The organism is Candidatus Cloacimonadota bacterium, assembly GCA_019429305.1.
In the GTDB taxonomy this organism is placed as follows: Bacteria; Cloacimonadota; Cloacimonadia; order Cloacimonadales; family JAJBBL01; genus JAHYIR01.
In genome coordinates this window covers 95,762-117,981 of the sequence record JAHYIR010000002.1, presented here as the reverse complement: position 1 = coordinate 117,981, position 22,220 = coordinate 95,762, and the positions used below count along the sequence as shown (strand labels likewise).

Here is a 22,220-nt window from a genome sequence, read left to right as displayed (position 1 = left end):
AAAGATGATCAAGAGACAAGAATTAAAGAAGATTTACGAAGAAAGCCATAAAATAGCAGAAGAGCATTTATCACCCTATGCTTGCAGAAATAGAGAAGCATATAGGTTAAGAGAAGAAACGCGAACAAGATTAAGGACAGATTTTGTGCTCGATAGAGACCGAATCCTCTATAGTGGCTCGTATCGACGTTATCAAGGTAAAACACAGGTCTTTTCATTTTCTAATATGTTCGATGAAGAGATGACTAACAGGAGTCTGCATACAACTTATGTTTCACAAATATCTCGTACAATCGGCAAGTTATTGAGATTAAATGAAGATCTGATCGAAGCTATTGCTTTGGGGCATGATTTAGGACACCCTCCGTTTGGGCATGATGGAGAGAAGGCATTGAACGATTGCTGCCTAAAATACGGCATAGGAGAGTTCCATCATAATATCGAAAGTCTTCACATCGTAGATTATATAGCGAGACGTGGTAACGGGCTTAATCTAACCTTTCAGGTTCGAGATGGAATTCTTTCTCATGACGGTGAAGTACATAATACGAGATTATATCCCAAAAGAACAAAAAAAGAGCAAGATCTGCAAAATTATATCCAAGTAGTAAATAGAGGAAACAAAGTAGAAAATTGGATGCCGGCTAATTTGGAGGGTTGCGTAGTAAGAATAACCGATACAGTTGCCTATATAGGGCAGGATATTGAGGATGCGATTAGATTTAATATATTGAAACGAGAAGAGTTGCCTGAAGATTGTGCTAAATATCTAGGCAATAGGAATAGTGATATTGTTGATACTTTGATAAAGAGCGTTGTTCAAAATAGTTACGAAAAAGATTATGTTTCCTTTGATGAGGAGACTTCTCACTATCTGGAAAAACTGAAGAAATTCAATTATGAGAGAATCTATCATAATGACAATGTCAAAGCGTATAATGATATGATTGAAAGATCTATGGCGCTCCTCTTTGAAAAATATATGGTTGATATTGAGAAGGAGAACAGGGATTCAAAGGTATTCAAACATTTTTTAGACAACAAAAGTGAAGAGTATTTACAGCATTTCTCGCCTCCAGAACAAGTGAGAGATTTTATAGCAACAATGACCGACAGGTATTTTAACGAAGAAGCGAAGGATTATTTGATCCCTTGGAAGTAGTTAATATTGTTTGTCGAGTCAAAGAAGGGGCAGAAAAGTCTTAAGAAAAATAAACGAAAGATATAAACAATAATTGAGGAGATCAATATGGATTCACAAGAGTTAATTAGAGAAATTGAGAGTTTAGTAGAGAAATTACAGGAAATTCGGAGGTATCTTTGATATAAAGGGAATATCTCACAATATTTCTCAATTAGAAATAAAAACCAATGAACCCGGATTCTGGTCAGATCAAAAAGCTGCAAAAACCATTACTAAGGAGTTAACCCTTCTACGTGAGAAGATAGAAAAAGATAATGAATTACAGAAAATCATCAGTGATCTGGAAACCTATCAACTACTTATAGAAGAAGAAGATAACGAGGAATTTCTTAACGAAGCAATATCTAAGTATAAAGAGTACAAAAATATAAGCAAGAAAATAGAAATTGAATTTATTTTGAATGAGCCAGATGATAGCAATGATGCTATCTTGACAATTCATCCCGGAGCTGGTGGCACAGAATCTCAAGATTGGGCAGAGATGTTGATGAGAATGTATCGTCGTTGGGCAGACAATAAAGGTTTCAAGGTTTCTATAGATGATCTGCTTCCCGGAGAAGAGGCAGGGATAAAGAGTGTAACAATGGAGATCAGTGGATCTTATGTTTATGGTTTTTTAAAGTGTGAGTCTGGAGTTCATAGATTAGTTCGTATTTCACCTTTTAATGCACAGGGAAAACGACAGACCTCCTTTGCTTCAATATTTGTTTATCCCATTGTTGAAGATGAGATAGAGGTAGAGATTAGCCCTAACGACTTAAAGATTGATACCTACAGGGCTAGTGGGGCAGGAGGTCAGCATGTTAATACTACTGACTCTGCTGTCAGAATAACACACTTACCGACCGGGATCATTGTACAATGCCAAAAAGAGAGATCTCAGATTAAAAATCGTGAGACAGCAATGAGATTACTTCGCTCTCGGCTTTATAAATATTACGAAGAGATTCAAGATCAGGAAAAGGAAGCAGTAGAAAAGCAAAAAACAGATATCGGATGGGGAAATCAGATCCGTTCATATGTTTTTCATCCGTATCAGATGGTTAAAGATCATCGTACTGATTATGAAACAGGAAATTTGAGTGCAGTAATGGAGGGTGATCTAGACGGTTTTATTTATGAGTTTCTCAAGAATAAAGCACTTGAAAGAAAGTAATAGAGACAAAAAGTTTACGGGTTAGATTTTATAAGGAAGTGGGTATGGAAAAATACAAAGAGTTGTTGGCTTTAGTGAATCAAGATAAACTACCAGAGCATATCGGGATTATAATGGACGGCAATGGGAGATGGGCTAGACGTCATAACACTACTCGCTTGAATGGTCACAAACATGGGGCAAATGCAGTCCGAGAAGTGGTAGAATCTAGTGTAGAGATTGGGTTGCATTATCTGACTATTTATGCCTTCTCAACAGAGAACTGGCGACGTCCCAAAACGGAAGTGCATGGATTACTGAAACTGATTATGGATACACTTCTAAAAGAGATAGATGAACTAGCAAAAAACAATATTGTAGTCCGTTTTATCGGGAGTAAGAAGGGATTGGATGAAAAGTATTACCACAAGATAACTAGAACCTGTAAAAAGAGTTGGGATAATACAGGTTTAAATCTTAATGTAGCAATGAACTACGGTGGCAGGCAAGAGTTAGTAGAGATGGCTCAGAAGATGCTCAAAGATCATCAAAAAGGTCTTCTCAAAGAGGAAGAGATAGATGATAAACTGCTGCGGAAATATCTCTATACCGGTGATATGCCCGATCCCGATCTATTGATAAGAACTAGTGGTGAGCTACGGCTTTCCAACTTTCTCATTTGGCAATCTGCCTATGCTGAGTTATGGTTCACTGAAACACTTTGGCCTGATTTTAACCGAGTAGAATTCATTAAGGCAATATTAGATTATCAGAAAAGAAAAAGAAGATTTGGAGCGTCAGAATAATGATAGTCCTGAAAAGAATCATAGTAGCAGTTATTTTTATCCCCCTGATTTTAGTAGCGTTGTTGAGGGGAGATATTCCTCTTATGATTATGCTATCAATCTTTACTGTTGTTGGGCTTTATGAATTAAGGCAGCTTTTTAAACAGAAATACGGGGTGATACCATGTTGCGTTATACCACTCGGTTTGATTTTTCTCTGGTTGGTATTGTTTTTTGGGCAGGAAGGTATTATAATCTCATTTCTTGCTATACTGCTCATTATTGCCGCCTATGACATTTTTGCCAACAGAATTGAAGGTGCAACCAATAGATTGGCTTTAGCTACCTTTGCCATTGTTTATCAACCATTACTCTACTCTTTTGTCTATAGACTTCGAGGTCTTGAAAATGGTGAATATCTGGTCATTTCATTAATAATACTGATCTGGACTACAGATACATTTGCCTATTTTCTGGGTATGGCATTCGGGAAGCATAGGGGGCTTCTAAAAGCCAGTCCTAAAAAATCAATCGAAGGTTTTATCTTTGGAATAATTTTTGCCTTTGTTGGTGCTTATATCTTACACCTTCTTTTCAGGGAATTCGTTACTATGAGGATTATGTTCTTGGCTGCTATATCAGCCGGGATTTTTGGGCAATTTGGTGATTTACTGGAATCTTTGATTAAAAGAGATGTAGGTGTAAAAGATAGTTCAAATATTATCCCCGGTCATGGTGGAGTATTGGATCGATTTGACAGCTTTGTTATTGCAGCTCCCGCTTTTTATATCCTCTATTCAATCTTTGTTTAAATGGTAGTCTGATAAATAGAGCAGTATGATTAATAACTCCATTTCAGTTAGTTACCCTAATAAAAAGCATCTTCAAACCTTAGGTCTATTATTGCTTTGCTTCTTTTTCTATCCAGGATTAACTGATAACTTTCAGGGGAATTTATATGCTGAGATTATCAACAAATATCCTTTAGATTCTATCTATCATAGACAGGAAGATATATTGCCATCATTATGGGAGTTAGTTGATATAAATCCGGAATTTGTCCATTGGGAAGTGATTGGCCACAGCAGTAATGAAAAACTCCCTATTTATGCATTTATGATATCTAATCCAAATACTGGTTCAGAGTTTAGCAAACCATCGGTACTTTTCCATGGACAGCATCATTCTGAAGAACCGATCGGCGTTGAAATAATCTTCTTTTTGAGTAGGTACTTTCTATCAGAATACGGTAAAGACAACTTTATAACCTTTCTGTTAGATAATTATAATTTATGGTTTGTACCCACAATGAATCCTGAAGGATTTAGGATAGTAAATCAAGGGTATTATCGGTTGAAAAGAAAGAATAACACTGATACCAATATGAATGGAGTTTTCGAAATTGATCGAGATGGAGTTGATTTGAATCGCAACTATCCCTTTAACTGGGAAGAAGACGAAATGGATGATCCGGAAAGTCCTTATTTTAAAGGATACGAACCAGTGTCACAATCAGAAGTCAGAGCAATGATAGATTTTTACAAACAAAAACGTTTCCAATTAGCTTTTTTCTATCATAGTTCTGCTTCCGGAACATACTCGGAAAGGATCTTTTTCCCATGGAGATGGGGTGAAGAAATGTCTCCCGATTACTACGAGATGCTTTATCTTGCTGAAATTTTAGCTCAGAATTTGCCTCGAACCTACACCAGAGGGAATTATAATGTTCATAGATTTAATACTTCTAGAACTGGTTTTGCACGAGATTATATTTATTCAGAACATGGAACTTTAGCCATGTTAATTGAAGTTGGCGGGAATTCACCTTATGGAGAGGGAGTCGTTAATCCTCCCAATAATGTTCTGCAAGAGATTAAAAGAAAGCATACAAGGGCAATGTTAAGGCTTCTTCAAGAGTATGATAAGAATCTTCTCATTGGTAAAGTGAAGGGATATTACGAATTACCTCTTAGCAATACTGAAATTATATTCGGATCTAAACAAAATCCCTATAAGAAAAATCTTTTAACTAACCAGAGAGGTTACTTTTTCTACTATCTAAAACCATCTGAAACACCTTTCAACATCTTAATAAACAACTTGGAATTCTTGATTCTCAAAGAAGAAGATCAGCGAATTGAGTATTCCTTCTATATTGATACGGAAAAAGAGCTTCCCGTGTTTAAAGAAAGAGTCAATAATGGTGAAGCAATCATAATGACCAATCCTGTGTTTCAGTACTTTCCACCTTTGAGGATTGAGAATAATCAAGATGATAATGACGGTCCAATAAGATCTTTATACCTTACACTCTCAAAGGGTTTGTCCCTTTTATATCGGCAAGAAATGATAATCGAAATTGATGGAGAGTTCAATTTTCCTTGGATACCTACAAACCTTACGGACAAAGGTTTCTTAACGATCCAATCTTATGAAAGAAATCGATTCTTAGATAATGACAATGATAAACTGGAAAATAAGATAATCTTTCTACAAGATAAAAACGAAATATTGACTTATGCAAGCGACTATAATCCTCTAAATTCTTGGTACTTACATCCGGAAACAATGATTGGTATCGACTATAGTCTTTATCCTGCAGGAAATAATGATTATCTGATCAAGGAAGTTCGAATAGCCGGTAATGAAAATTTTCGTTCTGATAATTTAGAGTTGATTTTGTATGCAGCAGCAGACAAAATTTATCAGACAAGAAGTTTTAGCAATGGTGATGATTTTATAAATTTTTCTGTTCCTGATGTACCATTGCCGGATAATCTCTTTCTTGTAATTGCTAATAGGGGATATCAACCTTTTTCGATCTACAAAGAGAGAGGTTATTCAGTTAGTTCTAAAAGAATGTTTGTCCATTATTTCGAGTGGCAGACTTTAAATATAGAAGATCTAGCAATCGAAATTCATCTAATAAAGGATTGAGATAAGTTAAAAAGCAGATGATCGTTACATCTAATCTGATAGCGTAAAGGGAGTATATAATGAAGGTTAGAACTATGATGATAACTATCATAATGATAGGATTGAAGATAAATTTTTTGTCCGCTTTAACAGAAAATATAGCTAATTCTACCCGTTTCTTTGAACTGAGTATGATGAAACCTCAGATCAAAAATGAAGTATATTTGTTTAACTTGCAGGAAGAACCGAATGAAGATGCATTGATTGAGAAATATGAATTTCCAGAAGGAAGTTTTAGTTTTGTTCTTTATGGTCTTGAGTCTTTTAAGGAAGCTCTCTCACATTTTCTAACTGATAGAGAACGACAAAAGAGCTTTTTAGAGTATTCTGTTGTTGATAACAGTATATCAGGGAGATTACAGATTAGTCTTATTGCCGGTGTTGATTATCACACAGATTTTAAGGAACAATATCTTCATCTCTATCGAGGTGTTCAAGTCAGGGGAAATATTTATAATCGCTTAGTTTTATGGGGTAATTGGTGGGCAGGTAGGTTCCAGGGTGATTTGGATTATGCAGAAGCAAATTCTCCTTTGATTAAAGGATTTTATAAGAGTCATCATCTTCATCCACCCTACACTCATCTCAATAAGATTTCCGGTAATATCACATATCTATTTAATTTCGGTAAAGTAGCTATCGGGAGGGGGACTCACTTAGTAGGTGATAATATTAGCGGGAGTATTGTGTTAAATGATGCTGTTAACGACTATGGCTATTTCAGTACTGAAATTTATTTTGGTAAACTATCTCTCTCATTTCTACATGCTACATTGATACCAGATGGTCTTAGCGATTTTGGTGATTTTGACTATCAAGATAAGTACTTGGTAATGCACCATTTGAACTATCAACCACGCCCACAACTCGATTTTTACTTTGGAGAACAAATCATCTATGCTAACAGAAGCATCGATCCAAGTTATCTTCTTCCTCATACATTCTATCGTATTACAGAACATAATCTTCAAGATCGGGATAATGTTCTTATTTATGCCGGAATGCAATGGACGATCAGGAATTTATTAACTCTTTATGGAAGTATCTCCCTCGATGAATTAAGAAAGAGCGAAATTTTTGGTGATTGGTGGGGTAATAAATATGCTATACAGGGAGGAATATCTTGGTTATATGGCGAAGGACTTATTGTAAAGGATAATGAACCGATTAGGACTACTGTGGAGTTTACTGCAATTCGTCCTTGGATGTATACTCATCAAACTGCACTGACTACGTTTTCTCACGATGGTTTTGGTTTAGGGTTTCCTGAAGGGAGTAATTTACTGCAGGTAGCAGGAGAAGTCAGTTTGCCTTTGATCGCCTCATTAAAACTAAATCAATTTCTTTCCTATACGAAACAGGGTAGTGTCGGTAATGATTTTTCTATTAATTACAATGACCGCCCCTCTGATACTGCTAAATGGTTGGAAGGTGACAAATCAGAACGATGGTTAAACCGTAGTGTTCTTAGCTGGAATATGCTAACACATCACAAGTTCCGGATCGGGCTGGAACTTTTGAAAGTAGATCAAAATGATTGGCAACAGAATCTGATATTTGGTTATCAAGCGATGTACTAAGCGAACAGAAAAAAGAAATAATGAGTTTGGTGATATTAGTTTTCTCCGCTTTTCTTCTGCTTGGTTGTATTGGTATTATACTTAATAAAAGAGGCAGGCAATATGATTTGAAAACGATCTCAGTTGCGATTGTGGCTCGTAATGAAGAAAAAAATCTCCCATTTACCTTGAGATCCATTGATAAGTTAAAATATCCCAAAGAGTTTTATGAGATAATCCTTGTTGATGATTGTTCCTCAGACAGCACATTGCAGTTGTTTGAGCAATTTGCCAGTGTTAGGGATAATGTCTTCGTAGTAAAGTTAAGAAAAGAAGAGAAGACATTACTCGGGAAAAAAGAGGGGCTGCAAAAAGCTTTGGAATTAGCGCGTAAGGAGATTTTTCTATTAACTGACGCTGATTGTATTTTTTCGCAAAATTGGCTAAATGATGTATCAAGTTTCTGGGAAAATAATACAAAAATGGTTGTTGGATACGCACCGGAAGATTATTCAGGTATTTTAAAAGAAGCAACCTTAAGAAAGAAGTTTGTTTTTTTACTAAGACGATTCTCTCAGATTGCTACGGGAGGTGTTTTTGCCGCTACTATTGGATTGAGAAAACCATTTAGTTGTTACGGTAGAAATCTGGCTATATCGAAGGAGATGCTGTTAAAAGCTGGTGGTTACAAGAATTTGACTGGTTCTCAAGCCGGAGATGACAAGCAAATTCTTAATCTTATGAACAAACAGCCAGGTCAAATAAGATACTCTCCAATAAAAAATGTTATAACTTATCCTGAACTAAAAAACTACAAAGACCAACAGAAGAGGAGATTCGGCAAACTCCATATGTCCTCAAAACTATACTTAATCTTAACAGTATTAGTTATCGGGTTCTTTATCTATCTACCAATAAGACTATTTGTCTTTAAAGACTTGTTAAGTTTTTTTGTTTTCTATTTCTCTGCTCTTCTCGTCTGGAGTGTAAATCTTTTTAAACACAGTGAGAGGTTTTGCTTGCTCGATCTTGTTTTTATTCTGATCTATCCTTATCAGGTGATCTATTATACTGTTCTCGGTACAAAAGGTGATTGGCAATGGAAAAGTTAAAAAAAGAAAAACAAACCTCTAAACACTATTTAGAAAACACTAAAACCGGATCTTCTGCTAGCTCCAACAATAAGTTGTTTAATAGAAAAATACTGTTTCTGTTCAAAGTAATCATAACAACAATAATTTTATGGTTAATTTTCCGTAAAATAGATTTTAACGAGGTATTTCTTGCTGCTTCAGGAATTAGCTTAACAATTTTCATGCTTTTAATATTAATATCTATAATTAAGTTTGTGACTCAATACAAGAACTGGGAGTCCTGTCTGAAAATAACTACGGAATACCAACCTGCAAAAAATGAGATCTTAAAATCTCATTTTATCGGACAAGCATTACGTTTTTTAATACCTGGTGGTCACGCAACCTTTGCCAAAGTATATTTTGTTACTAACAAGAAGAGAGCTACCCTTTTTTCGATAGGGATAGAAAGATTTATGCAAACATGGACAAACCTATGGTTTGCCTCTTTTGCCGGCTTTTTTTATTTCAAGCAGTTTCCTTTCTATATGAGATTAGGGGGTGTTGTAATAATAACTCTTATACCGGTTGCTGTTTATTGGTCGTCAAGAGCTTTGAAAATGGAGTCTTGGAAAGATTATTTTAGTCAATATATCAGAATAGTGCCGGTGATCACTCTCAGGCAAATCTTGTTTGTCTTTCTCACGGTATTTCAATATTTTCTAATAATAAATCAGTTTTATACAATTAGCTTAGTTAAACTATTAATAAGCGTACCTCTAATATTAATAGCCAACATAATCCCGATTACTTATGCAGGTCTCGGTTTGAGAGAAACCTTTGCCATTTATTTGTTGAGAGATTTTGATATTCAACCGGAGATCGCAGTAACTGCTTCTTTGATTATTTTTCTGATCAATTCAGTTTTACCGGCAATAGTAGGTCTGTTTTTTATACTAACAACAAAAAAACAAAACTATTGATAACAAATCCACAACTAATCAGATAATTAGTCCAGAAGGAGATATATGTCAGCATAATTTGCTGAAGTAAAGAGTATCGATAAAGATTTTATCACATATAGTGTTTGAGCAAGCTTCTAAAGAGATAAAATTGAGCGTTCTGTTCTAGAATTTGAAAATCTCACATCCCCCCGAAATTTTAGTTTTAGATTGCTCGAAAGACTTACTATTAGTGGCAAGTAACTGATTTTGAAAGTTGAAAAAGTATTTGAACAGCTCAAGTTCAGATTATTGTATGGCATAGAAAGAATGGTATTTTAATAACCACTTATCTATTATGGAGATACACCATTCATTAAATATATAATTTTGATAAACGTTAATAATAATGAGTATATATTATGATTTTACTTTACAAAAAAGAATGGCTCCTATTATCTGCTCGTTAAAACAGAAAAGGAGCCACACATGATTAATACGACTCAAACTAAAACCAAAGAAATCTTGCAAGTAAAATTTTTAAGATATTTCAGAAGATACCGCGAAATACGGACTGTTCCTGAATATAAATTTCTTGAAACTATTTGCTTAGGTATTCTAAAGAGTTGTTCTGTAATCAATCATCGAATTGCTCAAAAGCTTTTTGAGACCATTACAGTAAAGAAGACATGTGAACGCTTTACCAGACATTTAAACAAGGAGAACTTATCTAATATCCTTCAGAAAATAACAATGAAGAAACAGTGTCGGGGGATCGATAACGATACAGGTATTATAATAGATGACAGTGATATTATCAAAAGTAAGGCAAAGAAGATGGAAGGATTAAAGAAAGTAAGAGACGGCAGTACAGGACGGTATGATCAATCCGGTTATAATCTTTTGAATATCATAGCCTTTCAGGATAACGGGGAAGGATATGAGATCAAGCCAATAAGTTCTGATTTAATATCCCGTGATCTTGAAATGGACAGTATCTCTCAAACCCTGGAAGATAGGTTGGTAGACATAGCCATCACTGTTAATGGGAAAGGAGTATATATAGGTGATAGGGGATTAGATACTAGAAAGTTCTTCTCTTTTTTAAAACAACACGGACTAAATTTTATTGTCAGATTAACCGGCAAACGAAGTTTAATAGTTGATGGTAATGAACTGAAATTTATAGAAGTAGCAAAGTCAGTCAAGTTTACACACTGGTTCAAATTAAAGGGATCAAACCGTCAGATAAGATGCGGGATCAAGAGGGTAGAGTTGCGAACAGATCCCCACCCTAAGAAAAATCCAGAAACAATAGAGGCATGGTTGATTATATGTCGCTTTATCTCCGATGAGAAAAATAAATCAGGATTTTTCTATTTCCTATGTGACTTCCCTAATCAACCTCATTTATCGAAACCGGCAATTATGGAGAAAGTAGTAAAGATGTATGGAATCCGTTGGAAGATAGAAGAGGTACACAAGCAAGTTAAACAAGATTACGGCTGGGAACCGAGGAAAGGTCTTCTTCGTGGCTGCTTCCGAGCTCGGCGAAGCCAAAAGATACAGTTAACTTCATACACCAGACTGAAGACCATGAACCAGATTCTATTGATAGCAGTCTGCTTTCTTTACTCTTTAAAACGATATGCTTATCTCTTTTTGGAGGCTTTTCCCAGTATCATGAAATACTGTAATTCCAGGTGGAAAAAGATCTATGACTTTATTTATTATAGGCTGTCTATACTTGTCCAAATGTGTTTCACCTCAGTAACCAAATATAACATTAACCCGTATGCCGGAAGATGGTTAAAATCACAACAGCTTCTAATCCCCTATAAAAAAAACGGGGGGATGTGAGTTCTAGAATTTGAAAAAATCTTGACATTAAACTAAGAAAAGAAGCTTTTATATTTGAAAATGGAGTAATATATTCAAGTAAGGAGAGTATAGATGAGACTAACCATTTTGTTATGGTTATTTTTAACGGTTGTTGCTCTTAACTCATTAGTAGTTGAGACAGCATCACTATCGGATTTTATGTTTGGAACAACAGAAGATACAGCGTATGACAATTTCTATAATAGGGTAGTTGAGGGTTTAGCTTCACCCGGTTACAATCAATATGCCCCGTGGGATGTTCAAACAAATGGTTTTGGAAATTTCGTTAATGCTAGTACTACTCAGAGAACTAACTGGGGTGAAATTGTAGATCTTTTCCTATCAGGGTTGTTTGATGAGACACAGACATTAATTAATCAATATGAATTCCCTTACGAAGTAGTCCAGTTCAACGATACTGATACAGGCAGGACTTTTTATATGTTGCGTGAACAACTTAACTACTCACATTTTGATGATAATGGATTTCCTGATCAACCGGAGATGCATCAGATAGGAAGTTTTGACTTCGGTTGGGGTATATACCTTTTCAATCCCGATTCTAATGTACCCCTGATTGTTAATGTAGTCCATCCTAAAGATGATTTTATCAGCATACCAGTCGCTACAAAAGCTTTTCAATTATGGGATGCACGATTTATGATGATTGCTGGAGCTGGAAGAGAGGTTCTTTGGACAAATGTACCACCATATTTTAATTCAAAATCACTGAGTGATCCTTCTCGTAATGCCAATCATGTCTTTCATGTAACCTACCAAAGAATGTGCCAGGAGATTAGAAGCACTTTCGGAAGAAGAGAGCTCTCAGTCCAGATACACAGTTTTGATTATACTCACATGGGTTACAATCATCTGCAGATAAGTGGTGGAGGATGGAATTATAACTATCCCGGACTACCTGTCAGAGACGTTAGTGGTGGTTATTTGGATATGATTAATTCTTCTCCATATCTTGTTATTCCTGCTAACACAATAGGTTCTCATGAAGACATCTTGGTAACTGATTATTATTCGGTGCTCTATGATCAACACGGATTATTTTTCAATTTTGGTAGTCAGTTCCTACCCATAAGTAATAACATTAATCTACCGGGTGCTGATGGTAACAATCAAGTAGCTTATACAAATAGCGGGTGGAATAAATATGATGTAATTACGCCCTTTATGCATATCGAGATGGAGGAGCTACCAAGTGCCTATCCTCAGACAATGAACTATTACCGGTGGTTTTATGGATTTGATGCAATTAATCAACAATGGAATCCTCAAGATTTTTGGACACAAGCTTTAGCATTCTATACACCGTGGTTAGAACACTATGCCCTAATCTTACCGACTGTTCTGAATCTAAATGATGATCTACCGCCTTCTAATCCAACAAACTTGAGTTTAGTTAGTGCCTCTTATAATAATATAGTTTTAGAGTGGGAAAGATCTCATTCATACGATTTTGAAACATATGAAATCATCTATGCAACTGAACCTATTGATCTAATAAATCCAAATTACTCTACCATAACCCGGAGCAATATAACAACCTTAGCTGGACAAGCATTTACTAAAGCAACTATTACTGGTTTACAACCTGCTTCCCAGTATTTTTTTAGATTGAGAGCTCGGGATTATAATGGTCTATATTCTCAGTTTTCTAATGAAATATCAATATATACCGGTTCGGCGACTATAGCCAATTTGAGGGCTTACGGACGAGATAGTTACGTTGATATTAGTTGGTTGGCTCAATATCAGAGTAATAATCAAGGATTCAATATCTGGCGGGCTATAAGCGGAACTGATGATTATATAATGATTGCTTCTTGGGAGACTGAAACTGACCTTTTAGGTTCTCCTAATAATAACGTTAGTTATGCTTTTGTAGATAACAATATAGAAAATGGTTTAATCTATGATTATAAAGTAGCTTCAGTAGATAGCACATTTAATGAATTTATACATGATTTTGTTTATTCTGCTTCACCCCAAAATATCTATAGTCTCATTGTGCAAAACGATAACGGTTTGATCTATGATACAGTAGAGTTCGGTTCTAACCCTTTTGCTACAGATGGATATGATTCGAATTTCGATATATTAAAAGGCGATAACCCAGGCGGTGATTATATCTTTGCCATGTCTTATCATAGTAATTGGAACGTTAATCTAAGAAACCTCCAAAGAGATATTTATGGCTTTTTTGATCCCGATTTATATCTTAAAACCTATGTAATTAGAATTAGTACCAATCAAACAAATCAACCAATAACAATCTTACTTTCTGATAACTTTTCGAGGAACAGTGAAAAAGTATATCTTAGAGATGCCACAACCGGCAATATGGTCGATCTGACGCAAGATAGCTTTGTGTATCAGGCAACAAGTGCAGCATATCGTACTTTTACTCTTTATTGGGGTAATTTGCTACCCAACGTGGGCATTACTGGTATGAATAATAGATTTTTACAAGCAGGAGATTCTATTAACTTTAATTGGTCAGTTAATTTTCCTTTATTAGTAAACAATTTCGATCTCTATCTGACAAACGGATCAAATGTTCTTTCGATTGCCAATGGTCTACCTGTAACAACTACTTCGTATAATTGGACAGTTCCCGATAATGTTATGATGTTAGATGCAAATTTGGTAGTTAGAGCTAATATAGTTGATGGATATGCATATGACAATTACTCAAATTTCAAGCTCGGTATAATACCTTCCACGGTTCAATTTTCGAATGAAGCTGGATGGCATATGAAATCTAATCCTCTTGAAAGTCCAAATTTCATTGGAACAACACTTTTTGGGCAAGAATCTCAATTATATTCTTATAACTTTAATGACCAATCATATATGGAAGTATTATCATACCAATTCGGTCAAGGATATTGGCTCTATATGCCTGTTGATTATGAGTTAGCTACTACAGGAACAATCCGTAAATTGCAGTATGAGATTTCACTCCAAGAAGGTTGGAATCTTATTCCGAATGTATTTCTATCTGATATAAATATTCGCGATTTCCTCTTTCTATATCAAGACCAGCAGTTTAATTTCGTTGAAGCAATGCAATATAATATGGTTGAACGTTCTCTCTATGGTATGAATAATAACCGTTATTTTTTGAGTGATTTTCTGCCAAGTCAAGAATCATTATGGATATACTCCAACATCACTGATTTGGTTTTGAAAATAGTTCCTTTCCAACAAAATCCTGATTACTCAGGATATCCTTCACTATGGAAGACAAAAATAATTGCTCAACAAGTAAATTTCATTGGGGACGAAATCTTAATAGGAAGCTGGCATAATACTACAGATGAATTTAATCGTTTCTTTGATCTACCAAAACCTCCGAAAAGACCAGAAACAGATTTCTATTTCTATATACCTGGAAATCAAGATGCACAACCATTCAACAAATTGTATTCCAAGTTTAAGACAGATTTAAATAATGACTTAGAAGAATCACGTTTCTGGGATTTTGTCATTGATATTGATGAAGAAATACAACCTATTTATTTCAGAAAAAGTGATACAAATTTACCGACAAATTATACTGTTGTTTTGCTGTTAGATGGGATTATGGAAGTTCTCTCTGAAGATGAAGATTATGTCTATATTCCAACTTCTACTACAATAAACGGTCAGATCATGGTGACTAATTCTTATGGGAGCTCAACTGACGAGCTCATTGAATCGCCTCTGTTATTTAGTAATTATCCTAACCCATTCTTTGCTGGAGCATCCTCAAGAAGAAACACCGGAACGAACATTGCTTTTTATCTTCATACAGAAGAAAGAGTTAAATTAGAAATTTTTAATATTAGAGGACAAAGAGTAACTACTCTTATTGATGAAAAAATGGGATCCGGGAAACATATCGTCCGTTGGGAAGGGAACGACAATAGAAATAGAACCGTTTCCTCAGGTGTTTACTTCTATCGTTTAACTACTGGAGAAACTAAATCGCAAATCAAGAAAATGATGTTGCTAAAATAAAACTGGAAGTTTGTGTTACAAAATACCTTATGTAAAGAGATTTATATAGGGTCAATAGGTGTAAAATGCCACCCTTTATTCTGTGGTTGAAATCTATCATTATTCAGCTACCCAAAAGCTTTTTTATCTTTATTTGTCTTATTCTATCAACAACATCAATATTATCAATTGCACGAGAAACAGCATCATTAAGAGATTTTATGTATGGCTTTACTGATGCGACCTCATACGATAATTGGGTTGGTCATGTAGTTGAGGGATTGGCTCGCCCAGGTTATAATTTGTATGCTCCTTGGGATGTTCAAACAAATGGGTTTGGGAATTATATTCATGCTAATGCTGCTCAGAGAGAAGATTGGAGAACAATAATAAATCTTTTTTTGACTGAAGATTTTGATGCAGCGCAAGCTGCAATAGATTGGTTTAATTTTCCCTACGAAATAGTGCAATTTCATGATACAGATAAAAACAGAACTTACTATATGCTTAGAGAATTCCTTAACATGGACTATTTTGATGATAATAATGAACCAAACCAACCCCAGATACATCAACACGGAAGTTTTGATTACGGCTGGGGAATATATATTTATGATCCATTATCTGAAGTACCGGTAATTATCAATGTAGTACATCCAAAAGATGATTTTATCGCTCTACCTGTAGCTGTTCATGCTTTTCAAAAGTGGAATGCCCGTTATCTGATGGTTGCTGGAGCAGGTAGAGAGGTAATGTGGCATGATAATTATCCTATATATCATAATAATCTCTCAATTAGTGATCCGTCTAGAAGCACAAATCATGTTTTTAATGTTGCCTTTAAAGAATTTGCTGATGAAATCAGGATGAATTTTAATAGAAGGGAATTATCGGTTCAAATTCACAGTTTTGATTATAGCCATATGGGTAGAAAATGCTTACAAATATCTGCTACTTCCCATCAATATCCACAATTGCCTATTAGGGATTTAAGTGGCAATTTTCTTGATATTGTGAACGCCTCACCTTATTTGATCATCCCTGCAAATACAATCGGTATACATTCTGATGTTCTTGTTACTGATTACTATTCAGTTTATTATGATCAACATGGTATGTTTTATCAACATGGTGATGAATTGCTTCCTATTTCCAATGCAGTAAACTTACCAGGTGTGGGAGGTTTTCCAATGTCATATCCAATGTCAAACTGGTCACAATATGATGTGTTTACCCCTTTCTTTCATATTGAAATGGAAGAACTTCCGAGTATCTATCCTCAAGATGAATATCATTATAAATGGTTTTATGATTATGATCATATAATGGGAAATTGGCATCCAGAAAATTTTTATACCAAAGCTATAGCTTTCTACACACGCTGGTTAGTAGCAATGGATCAAGTTTTACCGCCTTTATTTGAATTCAACGATCTTGAACCACCAACCGATCCAATTAATTTACGAGTAGTAGGGTCAGGTAATACAACTGTTGATTTAGTTTGGGATAGATCTTATGCTTATGATTTTAAGACTTACGAATTGCTGGTGGCTACAGAACCTTTTGACTCAAATGAAGACGATTATCTACTATATGACAGATCTGTTATTCCATTTTTTGGAACTCAGGCAGCAGATCAGATCACGATTTCCGGGTTAATACCTGAAACTCAGTATTACTTTAAAATCAGAGCTAAGGATTATAATAATAACTACTCTCTATTTTCTAATTCGACCGCACGTTATACTGGAATGGTCTCCATCGCTGATTTTGCTGCCTATGGACGAGATAATTATATCGGAGTGAGTTGGTTAGCGAGATTTCAGTATGATAATCTTGGGTTTAATATTTTCAGAAGAGAAGAGGAAGAGAATGTTTTTACTCTAATTTCTTCTTGGGAAACAGATCGTTCCTTGGTAGGGACTGAAAATCAAAATGTTATCTATAATTATCAGGACTCAGCAGTTGTTAATGGGAACAAATATTATTATATATTGACCACTAATGATACTGAAACTAATGAATACTATCATGATGTTATTGCTGAAGCGGCATCAAGCCCTATATATTCTCTTATAATTAATAATCAGAATGGAACCATTTACGATACGGTTGAATTTGGTTGCAACCTATTTGCAACGGATAATTATGACGCTAATTTCGATATTGTTAAAGGTAGCCATCCTAATGAAGCTTATATATGGGCAATGTCATATAAAAGCAGTTGGCCTTCATCATTTCGTAATTTACATCGGGACATTTATAGCCCTTTTGATCCAGATAATGAACTAAAAAATTGGGTTATCAGAGTTGCTACAGACCAGTTACTTGAACCACTCGATATTTCTATATCAACTAATTTTCAAAGAAATAGTGAAAAGTTATATCTTTTTGATCAGTTAGAGGGTGTTTTTCATGATTTAACTGCGAGTTCTTTCACTTACGAAGCAGAAACCGTCGGGTTTAGGTATTTCACTCTTTATTGGGGTGATTTATTACCAGAAGTTGTTTTCACCCCTTTTGATTATCACTTCCTTCAGGCTAATGATTTTGTAGTTTACAGTTGGATTATTAACAGAGAATTCCTTGTTGATACTATAGATTTATATATAAAAACAGAGAATGATAGTCTGTTGATTGCCAGTAACTTACCCTCAGACACAACAACTTATTCTTGGTATGTTCCGGATGATCATCTTTTAGAAAATGCTCAACTAGTTGTAAGAACTATTGTTATCGATGGATATCCTCTAGAACATTATTCCCCATATATGTTTGGACTTGTACCTGCTTATATTCCATTCGCTAACCAAGCTGGTTGGCATATGACTGCGAATTTTCTCGAACTTCCCTACATCTTCGGTACCGATGTTTTTGGAAACCAGTCACAATTATTTGCTTATAATAGTATTGAAGAAGAATATGATGACGTATTACTTTATCAATTTGGTTTAGGCCATTTTGTCTATATGCCTGTCCATTATAATACAGAAAAAAGAGGTCGTATCAGACAGCAGACTTATGATATTGTATTAGTTCAAGGATGGAATTTAATTCCCAATGTATTTCTGTCGGATATCAAAGTCAGTGATCTTCTTTTTGTTACTCAGGATAATCAATACACTTTTAGACAAGCCATGCAATACAATATAGTTAACAGGGGAGTAATTGGGATCAGAGATAGCGGGTACTACTTGAGCGATTATTTATATAGTGGTGAATCTGTATGGATATGGGTAAATAGTACCGATTTGTTATTAAGATTAAGACCTTTCCACATTACTAATGATTATTTAGATTTTCCAGTTAGTTGGCAATCTGAGATTGAAGTAAGTCGATATGATGGGGTTAGAGATCAAATATTAATCGGTAGTGCTTTGTTTACCGATGAAAACTATAATTATCTCTACGATTTACCAAAACCTCCAGCCAGACCTAATTCAGATGTTTATCTTTATCTCTTGCCTGACCAACAATCTCATCCTTTTCAAAAATTGCACTCTGAGTTTAAAAGTGATTTGTATCAAGTAGGATTAGATTCACTCCTGTGGAATTTTGTATTGGAATGGTCTTCTGAATTACAGCCAGTTGTTTTTAATTTATCAAATTCTAGTTTACCTACAGAGTATAGAATTGTTCTCATGATTGAAGATTTTTTTGTTGTTCTTACGGATGAACTGGAGTTTGTATTTCAACCAACATCCGATCTGATAATTGGAAAAATACTAGTTACTAATAAAGATGTTAGTTCTGTTGAAGAGTTACCGGAATTACCAGTGCTCTTTAGTAATTACCCTAACCCTTTCAATATCTCTTCATCAACTGATAAGAGTATAGGTACTAATATTAGTTTTTATATTGATAGATCTGACGATGTAAAGTTAGAGATTTTTAATATTAAGGGACAAAGGATAATAATACTTCTAGATGAGAAAAGAAACGCTGGAAAGCACACGGTTTGTTGGGATGGGAGAGATAACAGGAACAGACAGTTAGCGTCAGGAGTATATCTTTATCGCTTATCTGTAGGCAATAGAATGTCTGCAGTAAAGAAAATGATGCTTCTAAAATAAACTTATATCTAGATATGCTTTATAGTCATTACTGATGACTATCTTTATATGGTATAGTTAGTTAATTTTTTTTTATCTTCCGTTTAGAAAATATCTGTTGACAAAATTGAAATGAACATGTCATATTAACAAACATTAACTGAAATGAAAAGTAAGGACTTGGAGGTTTGATGTATAGCTTTAAGACATTGGTCGTCAATCTATTTATGTTGCTGTTTATAACTTTAGCTTTTGCTTCAGAAAGCCGGATGTTCAGTATGGGCAGTGTGTATGGGTTTTTAAGAGATGATACAGATGTAATGATATACCCGGGATCAATACATCGCTATAACAGATTAGTTTTTGCAGAAATGCGTTCATGGAATAATAAAAGTAATTGGTCAGTTGGTGGAAATATTCCCTTTTATACCAATGTATTTGGTTTCAGATTCAATGTGCCTACTGAACTTGATTTATATGATTTTGATTACGATAGTGGTCCTTACAGAGATTGGGATGTTATTGATATGGATCATAAGATTAATTTTATCTTCGGTTTTATGGATAATTTTGGTCTAGGTTTCGGTATGGCTATGGACCAAGCAAATTATACTTTACAAGTTTATGAAGAAGAAGGAAGCATAATAGAATTGGAATTTAGTATCGATGCATTGCTTTTAGAGTTCATGGGTGGCTATTCTAATGAGATGTTTGATCTTGGATTAACAATGCAATTACCAAACGGTATTCTCGAAAATGAAGTTAGTTTAGATAAAGGTGAATTGAGTGGGTTATTGTTGGGTCTTAATGGTCGTTATTTTATTATTGATGAAGACAATGTCTCTATGATGACAATACTAGATATCAAACTAAGTAATACCTCCTTTGAATTTAAACACTATGATGAAGATACACTTTTTTATACCGAAAAGGATGACCACTCATTATTAGGTGTAAGCTTTGGAATAGGAATCAATTATCAAATCAATGATAATAATCTACTGGTTTTGGGATTAAAACCATTAGGAATGACCAAGACTGCACATGAAGAGGAGTACCTGTTAATAAATGCTGATAAAGAAGTCACTAAGATCGAGCAGACAATAACTACTTTACCTGAATATCGTGTAGGATTAGAATCAAGAATTAGTTCCTGGCTAACTGGTCGTGTAGGTGCTTATCAGCAATATCATTTTATTGGTTATGAAAAGAATTTTACTTATGGTGATCAATCTTATCTGATTGAGAAATACTCTTACTATGAATCAAATTTCAATGTATCCATAGGATTTGCTGTAAATTTCAGGAACTTTACTATTGATGGTGTACTAAGCGACTCTTTCCTCTTTGATGGTCCCAACTTCATAGGTGGGAAAAGTAACGGTATTGCTACACAACTCTCACTTAAGTATAGTTTTTAACAGATTTAAACGATACATATAAAACAAAAAAGCCCGGAAGAACTTCTTCCGGGCTCTTCTCCTACGAGGAGACACGTTAGAAGTCCATTCTTAACTGTGTCCCGAAATAGACCATATTACCAAGATCATTATCATTGATGTCTTTCATTTTGTCTAAATAACCTACTTCAGGTATTAAGTGGAAATTTCTGTGCAATCTATACTCTATCTGAACGAAAGCTGCCATAGCACTTTCTGCATTGTCAAAGCTATCAGAATTTGAGGTTACATAAGAAACACCTACTGTAAATGCTGTTTGAGGTGACATTTTGTAAGTAAACTCGCCGAAACCACCCATAGTTGTTACATCGACTATTTCATCTTTTGATTCTTCGTATATAGCTGTATTAGGTGTTACAGAGTTTAAACCGTAATGTTTAGTATTCTGCCCATAATTAAAATGGGTACGAAACATTATAGGGTCAAAGTTAAAATCAAGTAGCAAACCTAAAATATAAGCTAATACAGCTTGATCGAGATCTCCGGCATTGTCGTTGTAAGTGTAGTGATTAACACCAAATGTACCATGGAATTTTATGTTCTCACTAAATTTACCAGAATAACCCAAGTTGATTTTTGGTAATAAGACTTTTTTGTCTTGGTTGGTTCCAGTTCCTTGGGCATTAACTTTTTCAGGTTGTATAAAGCTTAAGTACAAACCATTGTCAACTTCAATACGGATTTGGGGTTTACGACTTTCATCAATACCACCCCATCCAACGAGATTCTTATCTGAACCCCAAACCTGCTTTGACTTCATCTCAATCTTACCCTGTTCCTGTCCAATCAATAATGACCAGCCGGACATCTTGTATTTACCATATAGAAGACGAATGCTGCCGGTACCACCAAACTCTACTCGTCCACTAACATCATCATTGTTAAAACGAGCTCCAAAACGACTATTACTTTGTAAATAGTAGTCCATATTCAATTCATTTTCACCAGTGCTACTCCAGTCTTCGTTCTCACTATTATACCAATAACCGATCCTAGCACTGCCGTAAGGGTTGAATTCAGCCATTAATGCTGTTGAAGCAAAGATAAATAATACCATCAAAACGAGTATTAATCGTTTCATTTGTTCCTCCTCTTAGTTAACTCATTAAAAATGAGCTTATTATTATATCTATTTATAGGAGGGACTATTTAAGTAAG

The 22,220-nt window shown here is 34.9% G+C and carries 13 protein-coding genes; 12 read left to right on the top strand and 1 reads right to left on the bottom strand.

The window, feature by feature from the left end; genetic code table 11:
- Positions 1-4 precede the first annotated feature (4 nt).
- From K0B81_01800 to K0B81_01745, 12 genes are all read left to right on the top strand, one after another.
- Positions 5-1,162: an HD domain-containing protein gene (locus K0B81_01800; protein MBW6515335.1), complete on the top strand. Its 1,158-nt coding sequence runs from the start codon at positions 5-7 to the stop codon at positions 1,160-1,162.
- Positions 1,163-1,249: 87 nt separating this feature from the next.
- Positions 1,250-2,360, top strand: a protein-coding gene (gene prfB / locus K0B81_01795) for a peptide chain release factor 2 (protein MBW6515334.1) whose coding sequence is annotated in 2 segments (ribosomal slippage) — positions 1,250-1,312 and positions 1,314-2,360 — 1,110 coding nt in all. Because the reading frame shifts where the segments join, the coding sequence is not laid out codon by codon here.
- A gap of 44 nt (positions 2,361-2,404) precedes the next feature.
- The gene (locus tag K0B81_01790) at positions 2,405-3,145 is read left to right on the top strand and encodes an isoprenyl transferase (protein ID MBW6515333.1); all 741 of its coding nucleotides are present in this window, start codon (positions 2,405-2,407) and stop codon (positions 3,143-3,145) included.
- On the top strand, positions 3,145-3,936 hold the full coding sequence (locus K0B81_01785) for a phosphatidate cytidylyltransferase (protein MBW6515332.1): 792 nt from the start codon (positions 3,145-3,147) through the stop codon (positions 3,934-3,936). The genes K0B81_01790 and K0B81_01785 overlap by 1 nt, the downstream gene beginning before the upstream one ends.
- 25 nt (positions 3,937-3,961) lie before the next feature.
- A complete protein-coding gene (locus tag K0B81_01780) occupies positions 3,962-6,061 on the top strand; it encodes a hypothetical protein (protein MBW6515331.1) in 2,100 nt (699 codons plus the stop codon).
- A 59-nt stretch (positions 6,062-6,120) separates the two neighbouring features.
- On the top strand, positions 6,121-7,680 hold the full coding sequence (locus K0B81_01775; protein ID MBW6515330.1) for a hypothetical protein: 1,560 nt from the start codon (positions 6,121-6,123) through the stop codon (positions 7,678-7,680).
- A 20-nt stretch (positions 7,681-7,700) separates the two neighbouring features.
- Complete coding sequence (locus K0B81_01770) at positions 7,701-8,771, top strand: glycosyltransferase (GenBank protein MBW6515329.1); 1,071 nt, start codon at positions 7,701-7,703, stop codon at positions 8,769-8,771.
- The gene (locus K0B81_01765; GenBank protein ID MBW6515328.1) at positions 8,759-9,715 is read left to right on the top strand and encodes a flippase-like domain-containing protein; all 957 of its coding nucleotides are present in this window, start codon (positions 8,759-8,761) and stop codon (positions 9,713-9,715) included. The genes K0B81_01770 and K0B81_01765 overlap by 13 nt, the downstream gene beginning before the upstream one ends.
- Positions 9,716-10,426: 711 nt before the next feature.
- Positions 10,427-11,533, top strand: coding sequence for a transposase (locus tag K0B81_01760; protein ID MBW6515327.1), 1,107 nt, complete (start codon positions 10,427-10,429; stop codon positions 11,531-11,533).
- Positions 11,534-11,626: 93 nt separating this feature from the next.
- Positions 11,627-15,571 (top strand): fibronectin type III domain-containing protein, encoded by a 3,945-nt coding sequence (locus K0B81_01755; GenBank protein MBW6515326.1) that lies wholly within the window; start codon positions 11,627-11,629, stop codon positions 15,569-15,571.
- A 200-nt stretch (positions 15,572-15,771) separates the two neighbouring features.
- Positions 15,772-19,623 carry a T9SS type A sorting domain-containing protein gene (locus K0B81_01750; GenBank protein ID MBW6515325.1) on the top strand — a complete coding sequence of 1,284 codons (3,852 nt, stop codon included), beginning with the start codon at positions 15,772-15,774 and terminating at the stop codon, positions 19,621-19,623.
- Between the two features lie 170 nt (positions 19,624-19,793).
- Positions 19,794-21,023, top strand: coding sequence for a hypothetical protein (locus K0B81_01745; GenBank protein MBW6515324.1), 1,230 nt, complete (start codon positions 19,794-19,796; stop codon positions 21,021-21,023).
- Between the two features lie 76 nt (positions 21,024-21,099).
- On the opposite strand, the gene K0B81_01740 is transcribed toward K0B81_01745, so the two are convergent.
- On the bottom strand, positions 21,100-22,143 hold the full coding sequence (locus tag K0B81_01740) for a hypothetical protein (GenBank protein MBW6515323.1): 1,044 nt from the start codon (positions 22,141-22,143) through the stop codon (positions 21,100-21,102).
- Positions 22,144-22,220: the final 77 nt, after the last annotated feature.